Annotated in this window: 21 protein-coding genes; 17 read left to right on the forward strand and 4 right to left on the reverse strand. The window is 59.6% G+C overall.

Annotated elements, in window-relative coordinates:
- Positions 1–41 precede the first annotated feature (41 nt).
- The 16 genes from EU811_RS02045 to EU811_RS02110 all read left to right on the forward strand — a co-directional run bounded on the left by EU811_RS02045 (position 42) and on the right by EU811_RS02110 (position 13,854).
- Entirely contained in the window at positions 42–1,058 is a 1,017-nt protein-coding gene (locus EU811_RS02045) for a LacI family DNA-binding transcriptional regulator (protein WP_142936850.1), read from the forward strand.
- Positions 1,059–1,126: 68 nt separating this feature from the next.
- Positions 1,127–1,948 (forward strand): ammonia-dependent NAD(+) synthetase, encoded by an 822-nt coding sequence (nadE, locus tag EU811_RS02050; RefSeq protein WP_142936851.1) that lies wholly within the window; start codon positions 1,127–1,129, stop codon positions 1,946–1,948.
- A gap of 238 nt (positions 1,949–2,186) precedes the next feature.
- Positions 2,187–2,837 (forward strand): PadR family transcriptional regulator, encoded by a 651-nt coding sequence (locus EU811_RS02055; protein ID WP_142936852.1) that lies wholly within the window; start codon positions 2,187–2,189, stop codon positions 2,835–2,837.
- A gap of 77 nt (positions 2,838–2,914) precedes the next feature.
- Complete coding sequence (locus EU811_RS02060; RefSeq protein WP_142936853.1) at positions 2,915–3,673, forward strand: MerR family transcriptional regulator; 759 nt, start codon at positions 2,915–2,917, stop codon at positions 3,671–3,673.
- A gap of 234 nt (positions 3,674–3,907) precedes the next feature.
- Complete coding sequence (locus tag EU811_RS23470; protein WP_160147613.1) at positions 3,908–4,045, forward strand: hypothetical protein; 138 nt, start codon at positions 3,908–3,910, stop codon at positions 4,043–4,045.
- A 49-nt stretch (positions 4,046–4,094) separates the two neighbouring features.
- Positions 4,095–5,066 carry a ThiF family adenylyltransferase gene (locus EU811_RS02065; protein ID WP_142936854.1) on the forward strand — a complete coding sequence of 324 codons (972 nt, stop codon included), beginning with the start codon at positions 4,095–4,097 and terminating at the stop codon, positions 5,064–5,066.
- Between the two features lie 493 nt (positions 5,067–5,559).
- Positions 5,560–6,165 carry a hypothetical protein gene (locus EU811_RS02070; RefSeq protein WP_142936855.1) on the forward strand — a complete coding sequence of 202 codons (606 nt, stop codon included), beginning with the start codon at positions 5,560–5,562 and terminating at the stop codon, positions 6,163–6,165.
- 56 nt (positions 6,166–6,221) lie between these two features.
- Positions 6,222–7,286, forward strand: coding sequence for a SagB/ThcOx family dehydrogenase (locus tag EU811_RS02075; protein ID WP_160147614.1), 1,065 nt, complete (start codon positions 6,222–6,224; stop codon positions 7,284–7,286).
- Positions 7,283–8,536, forward strand: coding sequence for a hypothetical protein (locus tag EU811_RS23475; RefSeq protein WP_160147615.1), 1,254 nt, complete (start codon positions 7,283–7,285; stop codon positions 8,534–8,536). The genes EU811_RS02075 and EU811_RS23475 overlap by 4 nt, the downstream gene beginning before the upstream one ends.
- A 4-nt stretch (positions 8,537–8,540) precedes the next feature.
- A complete protein-coding gene (locus EU811_RS02080) occupies positions 8,541–9,896 on the forward strand; it encodes an MFS transporter (protein ID WP_160147616.1) in 1,356 nt (451 codons plus the stop codon).
- Positions 9,897–10,031: 135 nt separating this feature from the next.
- Positions 10,032–10,619 (forward strand): TetR/AcrR family transcriptional regulator, encoded by a 588-nt coding sequence (locus tag EU811_RS02085; RefSeq protein WP_142936858.1) that lies wholly within the window; start codon positions 10,032–10,034, stop codon positions 10,617–10,619.
- 88 nt (positions 10,620–10,707) lie between these two features.
- On the forward strand, positions 10,708–11,043 hold the full coding sequence (locus tag EU811_RS02090; protein ID WP_105693734.1) for a hypothetical protein: 336 nt from the start codon (positions 10,708–10,710) through the stop codon (positions 11,041–11,043).
- A gap of 11 nt (positions 11,044–11,054) precedes the next feature.
- On the forward strand, positions 11,055–11,975 hold the full coding sequence (locus tag EU811_RS02095; protein WP_142936859.1) for a hypothetical protein: 921 nt from the start codon (positions 11,055–11,057) through the stop codon (positions 11,973–11,975).
- Between the two features lie 345 nt (positions 11,976–12,320).
- Positions 12,321–12,812, forward strand: coding sequence for a hypothetical protein (locus tag EU811_RS02100; RefSeq protein WP_142936860.1), 492 nt, complete (start codon positions 12,321–12,323; stop codon positions 12,810–12,812).
- An 87-nt stretch (positions 12,813–12,899) separates the two neighbouring features.
- On the forward strand, positions 12,900–13,457 hold the full coding sequence (locus tag EU811_RS02105; RefSeq protein WP_238703264.1) for an RNA 2'-phosphotransferase: 558 nt from the start codon (positions 12,900–12,902) through the stop codon (positions 13,455–13,457).
- A 91-nt stretch (positions 13,458–13,548) separates the two neighbouring features.
- Positions 13,549–13,854: a hypothetical protein gene (locus EU811_RS02110; RefSeq protein WP_142936862.1), complete on the forward strand. Its 306-nt coding sequence runs from the start codon at positions 13,549–13,551 to the stop codon at positions 13,852–13,854.
- Positions 13,855–13,930: 76 nt separating this feature from the next.
- Here the strand turns inward: EU811_RS02110 and EU811_RS02115 are convergent, their stop codons facing one another.
- The 4 genes from EU811_RS02115 to EU811_RS02130 form a co-directional block, all read right to left on the reverse strand.
- Positions 13,931–14,416 carry a hypothetical protein gene (locus tag EU811_RS02115; protein ID WP_142936863.1) on the reverse strand — a complete coding sequence of 162 codons (486 nt, stop codon included), beginning with the start codon at positions 14,414–14,416 and terminating at the stop codon, positions 13,931–13,933.
- A 596-nt stretch (positions 14,417–15,012) separates the two neighbouring features.
- Positions 15,013–15,456, reverse strand: a complete 444-nt coding sequence (locus EU811_RS02120; RefSeq protein ID WP_142936864.1) for a hypothetical protein — start codon at positions 15,454–15,456, stop codon at positions 15,013–15,015.
- 203 nt (positions 15,457–15,659) lie between these two features.
- On the reverse strand, positions 15,660–16,166 hold the full coding sequence (locus tag EU811_RS02125; RefSeq protein WP_142936865.1) for a hypothetical protein: 507 nt from the start codon (positions 16,164–16,166) through the stop codon (positions 15,660–15,662).
- A 290-nt stretch (positions 16,167–16,456) separates the two neighbouring features.
- A complete protein-coding gene (locus tag EU811_RS02130; RefSeq protein WP_142936866.1) occupies positions 16,457–17,119 on the reverse strand; it encodes a GntR family transcriptional regulator in 663 nt (220 codons plus the stop codon).
- Positions 17,120–17,392: 273 nt separating this feature from the next.
- On the opposite strand from EU811_RS02130, the gene EU811_RS02135 reads away from it, so the two are divergent.
- On the forward strand, positions 17,393–18,970 hold the full coding sequence (locus tag EU811_RS02135) for an AbgT family transporter (protein WP_142936867.1): 1,578 nt from the start codon (positions 17,393–17,395) through the stop codon (positions 18,968–18,970).
- Positions 18,971–18,979: the final 9 nt, after the last annotated feature.

Consider the following 18,979-nt stretch of genomic DNA (forward strand, 5'->3'; position numbering starts at 1 on the left):
AAGCGTTTGCCAAAAATTGCCAATAGTGTTGCAATCTTTCCATGGGAGAGACCAGCGCAAGGGCAACCGCCCCCACCATCCGTGACGTAGCAGAACGGGCCGGCGTGGCCACATCAACGGTCTCGCGGGCGTTGTCCAACCCGGACCGGGTGAACCGCATAACCCGCGAAAGGATCGAGAAAGTGGCGGCGGAGCTCAACTATGTTCCCAGTTCACAAGCCCGCGGGCTCAGTTCCGGACGCACCAATGCCATCGCGCTCCTGGTCCCCGACGTCACCAACCCGTTCTACTTCGACATCATCCGCGGCACCCAAAACCAGCTCAAAGCGGCCGGATACACGCAGTTGCTCGTGGACACCGAGGAGTCGGCCGAAATGGAAGCGGACACCCTCCGCAAGATGCAACGGACCGCGGACGGATTCATCCTCGCCGCGTCCCGCCTCACCGACGCACAAATACTCGAGGCAGCATCGTCGCAAGCGATCGTGACCATCAACCGGTCCTCGTCCAACGCGCCCACAGTGGTGATCGATACCCCCGGCGCAGTGGTCCAGGCCCTGGAACACCTCACATCCCTAGGCCACGGAAAGATTTGCTACGTCGGCGGGCCTGCGTCATCCTGGTCCAACGCCAAACGGTGGAAGACCTTTGAGGACGAAAGCCGCGAACGCGGAATCACCACTTCGCGAGTGGGACCCTTTACCCCCAAGACAACCTCCGGCGCGGCAGCAGCTGACGCGGCCGTGCGGACCGGAGCAACAGCCTGCATCGTCTTCAACGATCTCCTGGCAATCGGGATGCTGCAGCGACTCCGCGAGCGCGGTATCCGCGTTCCTGAAGACATGAGCATTGTGGGTTGCGATGACATCTTCGGAGCCGACTTTTGCAACCCGCCCCTGACCACAATGGCCTCGCCGATTGAGCAGGCCGGACGCGTGGCCGTGTCCATGCTGCTGGCACAACTGGATCCGCTGAAATCCGGATCCAGCAGACGCCTGGCCGTCATGCCCACCCACCTCACCGTCCGCGGCTCCACAGGCCCGACGCCTTCCAAGTAACTGACACGTGGGCTGGAAGTCCGCAATATGGTTGAGCGTCCGCAGCCGGGCTGACTAGTGTGGAATACATGCGCGAACTCCAGGCCAAGATCATTGAAGAAATGGGCGTCCAGCCCCGGATCAACCCCGCAGAGGAGGTCCGCAAGCGCGTCGCTTTCCTGAAGGACTACCTGAAGGCGACCAACGCCAAAGGATTCGTTCTTGGCATCTCCGGAGGCATCGATTCCTCCCTTGCCGGCCGCCTCGCCCAGTTGGCCGTTGAGGAACTGGAAGCCGAGGGCGTGGACGCAAACTTTGTAGCCGTCCGCCTCCCCTACGGCATCCAGCACGATGAAGACGACGCTCAGGCAGCCCTCGACTTCATCAAGGCCAAGACCGAGTGGACCTACAACATTTCCCAGGCTGTGGACGGCTTCGAGGACGAGTTCGAGAAGACCACCGGCGCTCCCATCTCCGATTTCCACAAGGGCAATACCAAAGCACGCGCGCGCATGATCGCCCAGTACGCCTTGGCCTGTGAACACAACTACCTGGTGATCGGCACGGACCACGGCGCCGAGTCCGTGACGGGCTTCTTCACGAAATTCGGCGACGGCGGCGCGGACATCCTGCCGCTGTTCGGCCTGAACAAACGCCAGAACCGCGCACTCTTGGCAGAGCTTGGCGCACCATCAAGGGTTTGGGAGAAGGTTCCCACCGCCGACCTCCTGGACAACAAGCCCGGCCGTACCGACGAAGACGAGCTCGGGATCAGCTACGACCAAATCGACGACTACCTCGAAGGCCGCGACGTTCCCGAGGACGCGGCAGAGCTGCTGGAACAGAAGTACCTGCGCACGCGTCACAAGCGCACCGTTCCGGTCACCATCTTCGATACCTGGTGGAAATAGCTACCCCGGTTTAGAACCCAACCACTACTAAACCAGCCACGACGGCGGGTGCCGGCTTCCCGACGGAAGCTGCCACCCGCCGTCGTGCTTTAACAACGCTCTCTCACATCCCCTTGGCTTTCCGGCGTCGCTCTCTCACATCCCGATTTCGGTCTTGACGTCCCGATAGTTACCGATATATCGTTAACTATCGCCGATACTCCTTCGGCGTAACAACAACCGAAAGGACGATGCTGTTATGAAAGGCATCAACGAACACAACAACTCATTCCCCGAGCACGATCATGGACATCCGGAACACGGACATGGCCGAGGCCGTTTCAACCGAGGCAAGGGCCGGCGCGGGCCGGGCGGACACGGCGGCGGCGGATTTGGTCCCGGCGGCTTCGGCCCAGGCTTCGGCCCAGGCTTCGGACCCGGATTTGGGCCTCGGGGCTTCGGTCCCGGTGGAACACGCAGGGCCAACCGCGGCGACGTCCGCGCAGCGATTCTCTCGCTCTTGGCTGAAGCGCCGTCCAACGGCTACGGCCTGATCAAGACGATCGCAGAGAAGACGTCCGGCGCCTGGCGTCCCAGCCCCGGCTCGGTCTACCCCACCCTGCAGCAGCTGGTGGACGAAGAACTGATCGTCGCCGTCGGCGAGGGTCGCCGCACCGAGTTCACCCTTACGGATGACGGCAAGGCATATGTGGCCGAACACGAGGAAGAACTCGCCAACGCCTGGAACACAGAGGCTGATGGCACCGGCGCAGCTTTCCACCAAAGCGTGGGGAAGCTCATGGGGGTCATTCACCAGTTCCGTGCAGCCGCTACCGACGAACAGCGTCAAGCTGCCATCGAAAAGCTGGACGAAACCCGCCGGGCGCTCTACCTGATCTTGGCCGACTAAGTGCTGGTCACCATCTCCTTGACCTTGACGTAACGTCAACCCTTACTGTCGAAGAACAAGCACAGGACGGAGGACGTATGGACTGGTCAATTCAGGAAATCGCCAAGATTGCAGGGACTACCAGTCGCACGTTGCGTCACTACGACGACATCGGGCTGCTGAAACCAAGCCGGACCGGCCATAACGGCAACCGCTACTACGACGGTCCGGCATTGGTTCAGCTCCAACGCATCCTCCTGCTCCGGGAACTAGGGCTGGGCCTTCCGGCCATCGCCGAAGTTCTTGACCGCGAGACCGATACCGTCAAAGCGCTGAGCAGCCATTTGGAATGGCTCGCCCAGGAGCAGGAAAGGCTGACCCGGCAGATCGCCTCCGTTCGGCAGACCATAGACACAATGAAAGGGGATGGAAAATACATGGCACAGAACATGTTTGACGGCTTCGACCACACTCAGTACAAGGACGAGGTGGAGGAGCGCTGGGGCAAGGATGCCTACGCCGCCGGTGATTCGTGGTGGCGCGGGATGAGCGCCGACGAAAAGCAGCAGTGGAAGGACCGCGTCCGGAAATTGGGCACGGATTGGATCGCCGCCTCAGAATCCGGGGTTTCACCTGACAGTGCTGAAGCGCAGGACCTCGCGCAGCGCCACGTCGAGTGGCTCCGCGGCGTCCCGGGAACCCCGACGGCGGCACCTGGCGGAGACGCCAAGGGTTACGTCACGGGGCTCGGAGAGATGTACGTCGCTGACCCGCGGTTCGCAGCCAATTACGGCGGCGAATCAGGGGCCACCTTCGTCAGGGATGCCCTGCGGATCTACGCAGAGAAGAACCTCTAGATGCCCAAACCAGCTGCACGGCTTGACTTTTATTTCGCAAACTCATGTGCAAGAATACGCGACCATTTGTTCATAATGGCCGCATTCTGAATGAATGATGATTTTATTGACACAGGATTCAAATAAATTGATAAATTCTGTCATTTTGCTCTAGCCTCACCAGCGGAGTTGCCCTAGGCTCATGCTCGGGGATGCAGAAAGCATTTTCCGTCCGATAACGAACGGGAGCATATTATGCAGAATCTTGAAGTGGCAACTGAAGCCGGAGCGCTCGAAGCGCTCGAGAATGGTTTGAAGGGCATCGAGTTTGACGAGTTCTTCGAGACAACCACAAGCTTTGATCCCAGCGAATTCGTGATGCGCCGCTGCTGATCGAAGAAGACAGGGAGCGGCGGGTGCCTTCGGGCGCCCGCCGCATCTTATGTTCCACTACGAATTTCACCCCGCAAAAGCCGTCGCATTCGACGAGGAAACCCTGACCATCGAGGACGAGTACAGCCGCCGGACAGTGGCTCTACTTCAACACGACGCCACTGCGAGTCTGCTCCATGCAGCAATGGCGGATCCGTCCACAGCGAACGCCGCAATGCGCAAACTGCTCAACGCGCTCGTGGAGCGCCACGTCATCATTGAACGCCATCCTCACGTTGAAGTGGACGAGCGTCAGAGTCGATCCCTCGGATATCTGGCCACGCGTTCAAAGGCTCCACAGCTTGCGCAGCAGCAGATCGGTGATCAGCGCGTCCTGGTACTCGGCGTCGGCGGAACAGGAACGGTCCTGATCCAACACTTGGTCGCAGCAGGCGTACGCCGCTTCGTCCTGGTCGATCACGACGCCGTAGAGCTCTCCAACTTCAACCGTCAATTCCTTTGGCGGACGTCCGACGTTGGTGCCGCCAAACTGGACACGACGAAGGCTTGGATCTCGGAGCGAGTGGAGGACGCTGACATCCAAACCGTCGATCGCCGGATTTCCAGTGAGAGCGACGTGGCACTATTACTCGGAGAATATCCGTCAGTCACCGTCGTGGCGTCGTGCATCGACTCACCGGCCGGGATTGAACAGCAAGTGGTTACTGCGTGCCTGTCCGCTGGCTTACCAGTGATGACCGGCGCCGTGGGCGTCGACCTTGGCCATGTGGGCCCCTTCTTCAGTCCCCGCCAAACAGTATGTTTGGCGTGCTGGTACGGGTCCCGGGCTGCGAAGCAAGCCGTGACCCCGTGGTCCCATGGAGTCACCAATACTTTGGTGGGTGCCCTCATGGCACAACGTGTCCTTGACTGGGCCGTGGCCCCGGACACCGATAGCGAGCCGACCCGAATGACTCTTGAGTTCGATTCGTTGACAATTCACCGCTCACTCGCCCGGGACTGTGCGCACCATGATGCTTAGTGCCGAAGCTGAACTTCCGCTGCGGCGGGTGACCTTCCCCCCACACCTTGACCATGCCTGGGCCTTCACCACATCAGCTGTCCACGCCCGCCCTTTTCTCCTCCGCCCCAACGGATCGATCGTTCCCCAAGGAGCCTGTCTTGAACAGGTCGAAGAGAACGTGACCGCACTGTTTCCCGCCGAAGACACGACGTGGACGGATGGCCACAGAGTAACCGTCGCGGAACTCGAGCGCTGCGTCGCACGCGGCCTCGCAGTAACGGCAAGTCAGCGCTCAGGGAATGTCGAGCGCCAAACGGACAGGCTGCTGGTAAACAGTCCCCTTCCGGTTGAACGCCTACAGACGCTCCTCGCCACCGCAGCATTTTCACTGACTCCCTGTATCCGGGACAGCGCGACGCGGCACACGAGCGGACCCTATGTCATCGATGACATCGGCGCTGGCGGCAGGACAGTCAACCTGCGGCGTCGCCGAGGTTCGAAAAGTCAGGGAGTGGACAGCATCAGCATCATTTCCACTGAATCCGTTGACGAGGGAGAGGCGATGTTTAGGCGAGGTGAACTGGACCTGACCAGAGTGTTGGGCGGCCGCCCGTTCCGTAGGGACAAAGACCTAAACCGCAGCGTTGATCTGGTGATGGGGCTGAGGTTTGCGCGGGGGTCAACGGTTTCCCAAGGGTTCGCGGCGAGCCTCGATCCCTTGGAACTGGCCGCCGTGACTGGGGGGACGTACACGGAACTGCCCGCTGCTCACACAACAATGACTGGCAATGGCGGATTCGGGACGATAACCATCCAATACACCGATTTCCATCCGAACAAAACAGTCGCCACGAATATCAAGCAGCAGCTATCCCGGCAGAGTATTTCCTGCCATCTGCATTCAGTGGACTACAACGAATACTTGCGGGGAGATGCTCCCTTACATGGTGCACAACTGGAGATTATTGACACGGCATTCGGAGTCGGACATGGATTTGTGCCACTCTTGCGGGCAGTTTCGACTCTCAGCAGCAGTGGCCGCATTAGAGTGGACCGGCCCGTTGTGAACGCCAGGGCTGAAGTTGATTGGGAACAAATTCAATGGGGAGAAGAATGAACGCCAGGGTCCGTACTGCCCACCGGTTGACCTTTCGGTTTCGTGATGGGAGTGTGGTGGGCGCCAACCCATCGAACGGCGCCGTCCGCCGAATTCCGCAGCCGATCTGGAACATCCTGCGGCAGAGCACCGAATGGACGGAGTCGGACCGGATCCGCAGGCAGCTTGATGACGGCGTGGGCGACAACCAACGGGCAGATGAAATCCTGAACGCGCTGGTGTCGGATGGATTCCTCCTGGAAGAAGGCTCCGAGGCAGAACGGGCAGAAGCCACTTTCAGCAGCAACTGGCCCTTTGGCGAAACCACGGCAGACCACCACCTGGTCACTCGAAGCCTCCGATTCAGCGATGATCGAACCGAAGCGATGGAGTTCGGCCGGGCTCTCCGCGATCATGCCGGAGACGACCTCGCCCCCGGGGTGCCGGAGGGTGCAACGGCCGTGGGTCTGCCTACCGGTTCCCTGGGTTCTGGACTCACGTCATCACTTGAACGACGTCGGAGCCGGCGCGATTTCATCCAAGAAGCAGTGAGCCTCCAGGACCTCAGCAGTGTGCTCTGGGCAACTGCTGGAATCCAAAGCTACCGGGAGGCCCCCATGCGTCCGCCCTTGCCACTTTCATTTGCACCCAGCGCCGGCGGTCTTAACGGCGCCGATTGCTATGTCATCGTCCAGAATGTCGAAGGAATATCGCAGGGCGTATACCGCTACCGGCCAACATCCAATGCCCTTGAAGTGGTGTCCGTTGATGTCCGCACCAATGCGATGCGACTGCTCGGGAACCAACGGTGGGCGGACACCGCGGCCGCGATCATCGTCATAGTTGGGGCGGTGTCTCGTACCGCGTGGAAGTACAACGCCGCGTCCGGCTTCAACGCCCTGTTGCTTCAGGCCGGCCACATGTCCCAGAACGCCTTGCTCGCTGCTGCGGACAAGGGACTGGGAGCCGTGCCGTCAAATGCCATCCATGCCGCAGAGATGGAGGCGGCACTTAACCTGTCACCCGGTGAACAGATTGTCCTGACCAGCGTCAGCATCGGGCATATCAATGGTGCCACGTCGAGTTATCAGGAGTACGGTGACCAGCATCTGGACCTCCTGCAGAAAGCGGCCTCGAAGTGACCGCTAGGGAGGCCCCGCCGGTCACTGGCGGGTCCTTGGTGCCAGCGGTCATCGACGCCTTCTTCGAGGACGCCCACTACGTCTGGAGTGCCATACCCCCGCTGAACATTCAGATCGGGGCCGGCATCACTTTCATCACCGGCCCCAGTGGCTGCGGTAAGTCTGCGATTCTGCGGCAGGTTCAATCCATTGACCCCTCGTGGAGCCTTCTCCCTGACCTCGCACCGGATGTGCCGCTGATCGATCAGTTCACGGGAAGCCTTGGCACCCGCATTGCGCTCCTTGCCCGGTTTGGTCTTGGTGATGCCCAGGTTGTCATCAGACCGGCATCGTGGCTCTCGGATGGGCAGCATTTCCGTGCCCGTCTGGCGGCGGCGATTGCTGGCGGCTCCCGGAGGATACTGGTGGACGAGTTCCTGTCCACCGTGGACCGGGCGGCGGCATCAGTCGTCGCTTTCAACCTGCAGCGGACCTGCCGAAAGCGCAACATCGATCTCCTGGTTGCTACTGCCCACGACGATATTGAAACCGCGTTGGCACCGGACCGCACTATCCGCGTCCGTGCCAACGACTCTCCGAGGGTTCTAGAGCATAGTGGCGCCCGGTCATGGCCGCTTGGCGAGAAGATCGACGTCGGGCATGGCACCTTTCCCGACTACGCCGCCCTGCAGCGCTTTCACTATTATCCCAAGCTCGATTTCGATCCGGGGCAGCGTGAAGTCAGCATCGTGGCAGCGAAGCTAGACGATGAGCCGGTTGCCGCGCGTCTCTACTGCGCCCCTTACCCAACAGCGTGGGCGGATGCGATGGAGGAGTTCGCAGAGGTTAACAGCTCCCTCACCCTGGGCCAACGCCTGGTGGTGCATCCTGTCTATCGAGGGATCGGACTGGCCCGGAAAGTGACCGCGCCTCAGTGGGCGCCCCGCGACCTCGTTTACACCAGATCGGTCATGAGCCGGTATACCGACATGCACACCTCGCTCGGCTATCAGCGCCATGACCCCCTGACAAACAAGCTTCCCCAGCAACGAACAGGTACCCTTCGCGAGGACGCCCTCCGGACCCTCGTGACGGAATACGCGGACTATAAGTTAGTCATAGGCTCCCCCGCCAGCGAGCAACAAATTGCTGCTGTGGCTTCCTGGTTCGCCCGGACGCTGGGCCGGCTCCCCGAAGATCAGCTTGCCGCCAGCACCACCACCACACTCATGGGCGGCTACGTCCTTAGGAAACACAGCACACAGGAGTGACCTCTTGGTCGAAACAACATCAACAAACGCCACCGACGAACAACAGGCGCAGCAGAACCACAGTCTTGCCCGCACCGGCTTCTACCGGTTGTGGGTAGGCGACTTCGTGTCGAATGCCGGATCAGCCATGATGGCCTTCGCCGTGCCGGTGATCGGCGTTACTGTCCTTGGGCTGGACGCCACCCAGGTCAGCTGGGTGGTGGCTGCCGGACTGTCGGCTCCGCTGTTCATTTCGCTGTCTGCAGGTGTCATAGCGGACCGCTCCCGGCGCCACGTCCTGCTGCATGTTTGCAACAGTGGCAGGTTCATTGTGTTCGCCGTGGTTCTTGCCCTGATGCTGGCGGGTTCCCTGAATTGGCAGATTCTTGCCATTGCACTCTTTTCGGTAGGCGTCCTGACTTTGCTGTACGAGAGCGCCATGGCTGCAGCGATCCCTTCGGTGGTTCCGCGAAAGCTCCTTATCCGCGCAAATTCGTGGATCGAAGGGGGGATGTCTGTCACTGAGTCAGGCGGCGCAGCTGTTGCTGGAATCATCATCAGCACCCTCGGGGCGCCCTTTATTGTTGCCATCAATGCCGTCACTTATGTCTTCAGCTCGTTGATGCTCATCAAGCTTCCGCTCGACCGCTCATCAAGGGAAGCGGAGGATCATGACGTCGCGCAACAAAACGCTGTTCGCGGGCATCTTCGCGAAATCCGGTTGGGCTTCAGCCTGTTATGGAAGCAGACGCCGCAAAGGGTGGTGTTACTCGCTGCCACGGCGTACAACTTTTTCGACTCGTGGATTCTGGCGGTGTTCTCCGTCTACGCGCTCACAGTGCTTGGCATGAATCCGGCACTCCTGGGGCTGGTGTTCGTTATACCTGCCGTCGTTGGAATCATCGGATCGGCCTTGACGGACCGAATCACGCAGCGGGCACGTCTGGGACAGGTTCTCACTGTCTCCTTCAGCATTATTGCCCTTGCCGGGCTCTGCCTTCCCTTGACTGCGGCTACACACGGGGTAAGCGCCGCCGTGATTACGTCGATTGTTTTTGCCGTTTTTGAATTGTGCATCGTCGTCAACATGATCATTGGGCGCTCGATGCGACAAGCGCTCTTTCCAGAACGCCACCTGTCCAAGGTTGCCGGAACGGCACGCTTCGTCTCTTGGGGCGTTGATCCCATCGGCGCCCTCATGGGTGGTGCAGTTGCTGCCATCGCAGGGGTTCAAGCATCGGTAGTAGTGGGTAGCTGCGGGTTCGTGGTCGGCGCGCTGATCTGCCTCTGCAGCCGTCAGCTGCGCAGCTTTACCAGATTGCCCGTACATGACGGCCTGGACGAACCGCCGTCAGGGCCCGTTCAGCCAGCGAAGGCCTGACAAACGCAGAATAGCCCGTCGCTGCACCGGCGAATCAGGGGCCACCTTCGTCAGGGATGCCCTGCGGATCTACGCAGAAAAGAACCTGTAGACGGTCAGGATGCGCTGATCAGGCTGAGGCAATAGTCTGGCCGGATGGGTACAAGCACCGCAAAGTCCGGCGAACAGGTTGACAGGCAGAAACGCATTCTCGACGCGGCTTTGGAACTGCTTTCCCGCCACGGCATTTCAGGTATCAACATGCGGGCTGTGGCGCGTGAAGCCGGCGTCGCCCTTGGGCTTGTGAACTACTACTACGAAGACAAGCCGAGCCTGATCCGAGCGGTACTCCACCAGATCGAAGAGCACGACCTCCTGCTGGTGGAGCCGAAGGCTACCTCAACCCCGGACGAGCAACTCCGGGAGTCGCTGCGACGCGTTGCGGATCCCGGTCTTCTGACCACACCATACCTATCCCTCCGACTTCATTTGTGGGCCCTCGCCCAGGCGGATGAGGACTTTGCACGCATCAATGCCGCAGCCTTTGAGAGGTACCTCCAAGGGCTCGCGGCCTTGATCGGCAACGCCGTTCCCGGGCTGTCTCCTGAGGAATGCCGGGACCGAGCGGCAGACGTTGTTGTGGTGCAGAACGGCATGTGGCTCACCACGCTGCTGGGGATCGACAAAGCGGCCATCCAGCGCGGTATAGCCCGCACGGAAGAGATCGCTCTCGCCCCTCGCTGAGCACACCACGTGGGTAGTTCGCCCCATAGCGCGAGGACCGGTTGTGCCCGAGTATCAAGGGAATACCTAACCGACCCGGGGGAACACCATGAAGATTGCTAAAAAAATTCTTGCTGCCAGCGCTGCCCTTGCCTTCATGGGAGGGGCATTGCTCACGGCTCAACCTGCGTTGGCTAACGATGGCTATGCCAACTGCAACGTCTGGATCCACTACGAATACAGTGTGGGAGGCAGTTGCAATTCCGATGCGCCGGGCACTGAGTATCAGGTTGCGGGCAAGTGCCGTCATGTCCCCACCGGTCATGAGGCTATCGTGACCGGACCCTGGAGGTGGCAGATGCCTGCCTCACAAGGCTTCAACACCTCCTACGCCAACTGCCCGGCAGGCACCAGGGCCGTTCAGGTTTGGCGCAACGTCCGATGAGCAGTCCGCATATGAAACTCACCACTAAGCTGTTCGGGTGCCTCGCCGCCTGCGCACTGGCACTCTCCGGCGCCGCTCCCGCCAGCGCTGCCACGGCTTACCCCACTCCCACCCCGACGCCCGCCGACTGCTTTGGCGGCCTGCTGAGCGTCGAACCGAACGGGAATCTCGGTGCCATCTTCCTCAGCGGCGGCAAGCTCCGCTGGGAGAACAAGAGCTGGTCCTCGCCTGTACCGTTCGATGCGACTTACCTGACGCAAACCGGCGGGATGGGTGACGAGACCTTTGGCAAGTTCTCCTACTTCGGCACCTCCTCAGACGGCAAAGCGAAGTTCTATAACCAGCGGCAGGACCTCCAGGCGGACGGCACCTGGAAGCACTCCATCGACGGACCGATCACCACTATTGGTAACGGGTGGTCCCAGAAGTCCATCACCACCGCCTACAGCGGCACAGCGGACGTCCGGGGCCAGCAGTTCATTTTCCGGCTCACCAGCGGCGGCGAACTTTACCGCTACACCTTGGACACCAACGCCCGGACCATCACCGGTACGGTCAAGGTGTTCGGCGGTGGCGCCTCCATTACAGCCATCGGCTCGGCGCCTTCAATCGCCATCAACGGCAAGCCGGCTGCCGTGCTGATGGCTACCCTCACCACCGGCGAACTGCGCCAGTACATCATCCCGGACGCCACACCCACCCAGTGGAGCTCCAAAACCATCCGCCCGGCCGCGGGGAATGGTTGGCAGAACTTCACGGCCATCACCGCCAGGAACTGCGATAGCAAAGGGCAGATAGTGCTCGGCTACATCAAGCAGCGCTTGGTCGCCGCCTACTACGACCCCACCGGCCTGACCGCCAACGACAAGGACCTGGGCGGCGGAGCCTCCTCCATGCCCGCGATGCCCGAAGGTACCCGGGTGTTCGGCTAACGCTCACTCACTCACTGGAAAAGGAAGCCGACGACGGCGGCAGCGCCCGCCGTCGTCGGCATTCCGCCGTGTCGCGATTGTCAGCATCCCTGGCGAGAGTGACTCCCCTAGAGGGACATTGGTTTTTGGCGAGCAGCTTTTCGATGCTTCGGAGCTGTCCGTAAGGGTGTCCCTGACCGGGCGCTTGACGTCCGGAGAACCACCGTCTAACGGGGACGGGGTGGGTCGTCCGTGCCCCTTGGTGATCGGGGACAATGTCTCCATGTCGCAAAATGTTGAGATGCACCGAGAGATGGCGTGGCCGTTCCCGGATGACCGCTTCCCGAGGGCCTCGGTGCCGTGGTCATGAAGTCGGTCCTTTCTGGTGAGCGACCTGTTCTTCAAGTTCTTCACGACCCTGACAATGGGTGGGGCTTTGCTGATGGAGTTGATGACCCGAACACTCCTGGTGGGGCAGTTGCTGCACACATCAGTCACGTCACACGGCTCGACCCGACACTTGCGGAGATGGCGAAGTTGCCTCCTGGGACGCTGGCTGACCGTTTGGAAGTTGGTGGAGAGTGGCACGTTCGAAGCTTTGCGTGGGAAGAGGAATCGACGATGCCAGATTTCCAAGACAACAACCTTGAGGGAGCAAATGGCACTGCGAATTTCGAAAACCTGTCACCTGGTGTTCGTGTCGTTCGCAATGCTCTGGAGCTTGCGATGAACCCGAGCTGTGGACCGTTGACCTACGCGATGGTTCGCAAATCACAGTCCTCACCCACGGTTACAGCGTTGAGGGAAATGAAGTCGTTTTCTCCTTGCTATTCAAAGGAAAGCCGCCTTTCGAGCTAGATACACTTCGGATCCCCTTAGCCCTCATGCCCGAAAACTACTCGTGAAGCACACCTTCAACTCCCATCTGAAGAAGGGATGAGGTCCATGACTGACTTGCCGAAGCTCAGCCGGGCCGTATCGCATGCTTTGCGTCACGAGCCCTGGCTTTACGAACTGGAGCTGGACGGGGAAGGGTGGACATCGGTGGACGACCTACTTCAGGCGCTCCGGGGGGAGTCCCCTGATTGGGTGAACCTTGAAGTCACCGACCTGGAAAGTATGCTCCTGTCCTCCCCTAAACGACGCCATGAACTGAGCGGGGGCCGCATTCGGGCTCTCTACGGTCACAGTGTCCCGACCCGCATAGTGAAGCCACAAGAAGGTCCACCCCAAAAACTGTTTCATGGAACATCCAGGGAAAGCCTTGAATCTATTCAGTCAGAGGGTTTGCGGCCTATGCGACGCCAGTACGTTCACCTATCCGAAAACATTGAAATGGCCAGGCAGGTGGGACAACGAAAGGACACTGACCCGGTTGTCCTCGTCATTGAAGGCTCGTCCGCCCACGGAGAGCACGTCAGCTTCTACCGTGGCGACGAAAAAGTATGGCTAGCGGATAGTGTTCCTGCTGCGTTCATATCGGTCGTTCCGGAAGATGAGTGAGTTCATCCGCCGCTTTCGTGATGTCGCAGGCGAAAAGGGAGCGAGAAGGAACTGGTCACCTGCCGGACACATCGATGCGTGGAAATCTTTCGTGGCGGCTTGCGAAGAAGGCTACCGGTGGAGCATCTACGAGTATGAGAACGAACTCGAAATTAGGGATGTGATCGACAAAGCCCTCACTGCCCCGGAACTCACTGCGCACCCTGAACTGGCTATTTTCGCGGAGGCAATCGCCGATATTGACGAACGTTTCGCCGCGCTCCTACGCTCCGGGCCATCAGTATTACCAGAGACCGCACTCTGGTGGCACAGTAATTTGCCCGGATGGGCCGGTCCGGACCTGGTCGCAGACGCCGAAGCGCACTACGCCGTCCACCTCCGACCGGTAGAGCCCTGACGGATTTCACGTGCATGAGGCACGTTACTCCAACATCAAATAGGGTGCGCTCAAGGATCCGCCAGCGGGCAACAGGCTACTCGAGGAGAGCCTTCACCCGATCGACGTACTGCTGGCACAAGAGTTCGTAGTTCCTCTCATACCTGTCTAGATTTTCGGATTCGTCGGGCGGCAGTGTGAAGTACTTCCCGATTTCGAAAACTGACATGCCGTCATCCGCGGTATGCACAACGTACTGGAATCGTGCTGCCGGATCTTCGTCCCCCATGTAGCGGGTGATTGCCAGTTCGCATGGAATCTCCTCCATCACTTCCACGGCGGACACGTTTTCGACACCAGCATGCACCGAGATGAATACCTGAATCTCACCGAGACCTTCCACGTCCGGAGCACGAAAACCACAAACAACGTCCGGTGAAAGGAGTGGGCCTTTCTCCGCTGGTTTGATGAGGTCCCAGATCAGCTCGGGTGTGGCCCTGATCGCGGTGGACGCTGACACGAAATACACGGGGGCTTCGGTCAGGGGCGACGGTACTGCTGACCTTTTGAACCAAGGACTCATGGCGTGAGTGTATATGGACATGGCGGGCCGGAAATCACCCCCTTGGTCTTCCGGAGCTCTGGCCGTTCCAACGTGTCCGGTGAACGATCCCCGTGCGGGCGTTTGAACACCGTGTGGACCCACCGGCTCACGGAAGCACCGCCACTTATCGCCGAAAGTCACAGCCCTTGACGCTACACGGATATGTGTTCCAACTTCCTTAGAAGTGGAACAGCCACGAGTGCTCGAGAACCCAGGAGCTTACAACCAACAGGAGCTTGATTCACTCCTTCACGAAAAGGACGTCGCGCGCATCTCTAAGTCCTTGGACGAGGAAAAATACGTTCTCATTCCAGAAGAGCCATTGTGGAAGCTGTACGACGGTTGTGTCCCCCCGAGGGTGTTCCTGCCAAACAAGCCGACTTGGTGGCTCAGGTACTTCGACTACCTATAGATACCTACGACGACGCTGACGACAGTTCTAGGCATCCATGCCCCTCCACATTCCCGGGCTATGTTCCCTGCTCTTTGTCCGAGGAAGCGCGCGCCCCTAGCGGATCTCTCACCGGTGGGGCCCAGCTCTGCAAGGGACAGGTCCTTGGAGGGGCCTTTTGTATCTAACTTATTGTGAACAGGCCTGTCGCAGTGGCGTAGCGAATGACCGGGGCACCTCTTGACCCCTCGTCTCTAAGGACTACATCTCGACGAATCGTTGCTCCGAGCTTGCGCATCAAGTGGGCTAGCCCGTCAACTGCGGCCTGGTCAACGAGTTCCCGAAGGTCGACGTCGAAATATACGCCGTCGGGTCCTCGGAAGAAGTTGACGCGCACTCCATCGATCGGCCAAACGGCAACAATCTCAAACTCGGCAAGCCCGTGCCTATCGGGTGGAAGCGGCGAATGGCCATCACTGGTCGTCACCTTCCAATCGCTGTCGTGCAGCATCGCAAACAGCAAATCCCAGTCGTGTTCCTCACTCCCGACCACCTCTCCATCAGGGAGCACGCCGGGATTATCCCCGAAAGCTTCGTGGACGCGCGCCCAATCAAGTTCAGATGTCATGGGAACCATACTGGCGCACATCAGGCGTCCGTAAGTCTCTTCTTTAAAACGCCCCATAATATGTCCGCATAGCCATCGGCTTACGGGGCGGGTACTGGGGTTAGGGCCCTAACGGTCGAGTACGCTAGCCAATGTCTGCGTGGACCTATACAAACCATGCCGAGGTGCCAGCGGGGACTCAACGCACCTTTTGGAATCAGGAATCAAACGTCCTTATGGACGACTACCTGAATGGGTCCTTGGTACGTCACGAATCCCGGACCGCCCTTCTTCGCGAATTCATCCAGGTGATCGTTGGCGTCTTGTAAGGACGACCGTAGTTCATCGCCTTTGCCATCAATGGCGACAATGAATGGGGTCCCTTGGGTCTGCCACCTCTCGGTGATGTTCGGGAGGGGGGAGACGAATGTTTCACCCACTTCCGATGGTGCTGAGAGTCCACGGGCAATCACGACGTGGCCGTTGGTGTTTCCAAACCATTCGAGATCCGAGATGAGCGATATTGCCGCGTCCAGTCCCGATGTTGGGAAGGGATACATAAACTCCTGAGCCAGGTAATCAGCCAGCGCTACGCGGTCAACGAGCCCCGTGAGGTCAAGTTGAAAGACCATCATTTGACGCGTAGACGCATCGCGGGTCAGGCGTTCAAACTGCGTCTCGTCCACGCCGAGGTGAATGGTGTACGGCTGCGAGAGATCTATCGTGCTCATGGTCGGATCCAAAGGGTGCGCGGAAGTTAGTCTCAGAAGTATAGGTTGAGCTGTGCTCTGTGGAAGCGTAGCCCTCTGCTTCGCCTCCACCTAATACGGGCGTTGCTTCGACCGACAGAATGCGGGGTGCCCTAAACGCTACACGGTTAGCTGTCCCACTTCCTTAGAAGTGGGACAGCTACGGCCCATGCACGGCATTGCCATGCCAATAGCGCCCCAAGTGCGGGCCGAATAGCTCCAGTTTCCCTTGATCCGGAATTTGGTCAGGCTCTTTGGTGCCGGGCCACCGGTCAGGACGCCTGCTCCGTGCGTCCGTTATCGTTGGCCATCAGCCCTTCGAGCATGTGGGTGCGGGCGCGCTCGATGCCTGAGGAGACTACGTGCCGGATTTCGTCTTCCGTTCCGGTGCGGATGATGTCAACGATTCGTCCATGATTAGTGGCCGTGTAGGGACGCCCCTGTGCACCCCGGAAGTTAAGAAATCGCTCGATTTCCTCATGAAGAGAATTTATGGTTTGTGCGAGCAGTGGTATGCGTGACAACTCCGCGATCCGGACATGGAGGAGCCGGTTCCTTTCGTTCAAAGTCGCCGCATCCGCGTCGGGGCTGACGCTGGCCTCACCGAGCTCCGCCAGCGCGTCAAGCTCTTCAGCATTGGCACGCCGGGATGCCAGAACCGCCGCCTCCGGTTCAAGAAGTTGGCGCATCCGGTAGGTGTCTTGGAGTTCCCCGAAGTCAATCGGCTTCACGAGAGTGCCCCGCTTTGGAATCACCACAACCAAACCCTCGCGACGGAGCAGATTCGTAGCCTCGCGAATAGGGGTTCTACTCATCCCGTACTCTGCGGCCAGATATGTATCCAGGATGGCGCTGCCAGGCCTGAAACGGCACCGCAAAATGTCCCTCTTGAGCATTTCGTATGCCCGATCCGCCATCGAAACCGGCTTATCCATCACTCCTGGCCTTCCCAAGCGCCGCAGCGCACGCCTTGCCGCTCGATCTTCTGTTTTCGCGACTGCTATTGACAGCAGCACGTGACCAGCCTAACATCCCTGTTATATATAACACGAATAACACTTGCATTCTTGAGTCGATGTGCCTTGTAGTTCAGGCCTTAAGCGACGACGCTGAAGGTGTCGAGCTCGAGCGGACCCATCCACTCAGGTAGTCCACCCCAACTCCCCCATTTCCATATGATCCACCTGAACCAGACAAGGCTTTGAGCGATGACACAAGCTCCTGTCGATACGACAATCGATGTCCCTACAAACCGTCTCTATCGGGCTCTCAGCGCCATAGAGCGTGCCGGCAACAAGCTCCCCCACCCGTTTTGGCTCTTTGTCATTCTGATAGTGATTCTCGGTGCGGTGAGCGCGATACTCGCTGGCCTGAACGTCACTGTCACCCTGCCAGGCAAGAACGAGACAGTCGCCGTCAAGAACCTCTTCTCCATGGAAGGGGCCAAATTCGCTGTTGAGTCCGCGCTGACCAACTACGCCACGTTCCCGCCACTGGCGACTGTTGTCGTCGTTCTGCTCGGCGTTGCCGTCCTGGAACGCAGCGGGCTTCTGACAGCTCTACTCCGGGTCACCATTGGGCGGTTGCCGGCCTCAGTGCTGACCTTCTCCATTGCTTTCAGCTCAATGATCGCCCACGTCATGAGCGACTCCGCCTACCTCGTCATGATCCCCCTCGGCGCACTGGCCTTCCGTGCGGTAGGCCGTAGCCCTGTCCTGGGCCTCATGGTCGCTTACGCTGCAACTGCCGTTGGCTTCAATGCGAGCCCCCTGGTGACACCAGCTGATGCCATTCGGTCCTCGTTGTCGACCGCGGCAGCCCGCCTTGTCGACAAGGACTACGTCATCACCCCGGTGGCAACATACTTCTTCACGGCTGCGTCTTCGGTAGTTCTGGCCGTTGCCATCGCTTTCATCGTGGACAAGCTCCTGGCGCGCCGCCCAGAGTTCGGTTCATCCACCCTCGAAGCTGATTTCGAGAAGGCCGACAAACTCTTCAACACCTCAGCCAACGCCAACAGTGCAGTGAAGCTTGCCCCAATAGAAGCGAAGGCGCTCACGGTATCCGCTGTGACCTTCCTGTTGTGCGTGGCGCTCATCTCGGTGATGCTGTTGCCGGGCTCACCGTTCCTTGGTGAAGGCGGCGACCTCGTGACTTCCGTCGTCGTAAAGAACATCGCCATTTTCCTTTGCATCATCTTCGCCGTCCTTGGCATCGTCTACGGGCGGATCACAGGCTCAATCCCTAAACTCAGCGAGGTCCCCGTGGCTATGGCCGAGGGAATCCGCAATCTTGCACCCGTGCTCGTGCTCTTCTTTGTCGTGGCTCAATTCCTGGCCTATTTCGCATGGACAAACATCGGTTCGGTCATCAGCGTCAACGGCGCCCAGACGCTTAAGTCCCTCGAAGCACCGCACCTGGTCATCCTGCTGGTGATCGTGCTGGCCATCAGTGTCCTGAACATGCTCATCACCAGCGGCTCGGCAATGTGGTCAATCCTGGCCCCAGTGATCATCCCCATGGTGATGTACGTCGGGCTCAAGCCCGAAGCCTCGATGGTGGCCTTTATGATCGGCGACTCCGTCACAAACTGCGTCACGCCGCTGAACGGATACTTCGTGCTGGCCCTCGGCTTCGTCCAGCAATTCCGGAAGGGCGCAGGCATTGGAACCATGCTCTCCTTCACCATTCCGCTGGCCGTCGGAGTCCTCGTGGTCTGGACCGCGTTCTTTGTCCTCTGGTACGCCCTCGGAATCCCTCTCGGACCCGGCGTCCCTGTCCGCTAAAGCAGCGGC

The organism is Arthrobacter sp. TS-15, from assembly GCF_006964045.1.
Lineage (GTDB): Bacteria > Actinomycetota > Actinomycetes > Actinomycetales > Micrococcaceae > Arthrobacter.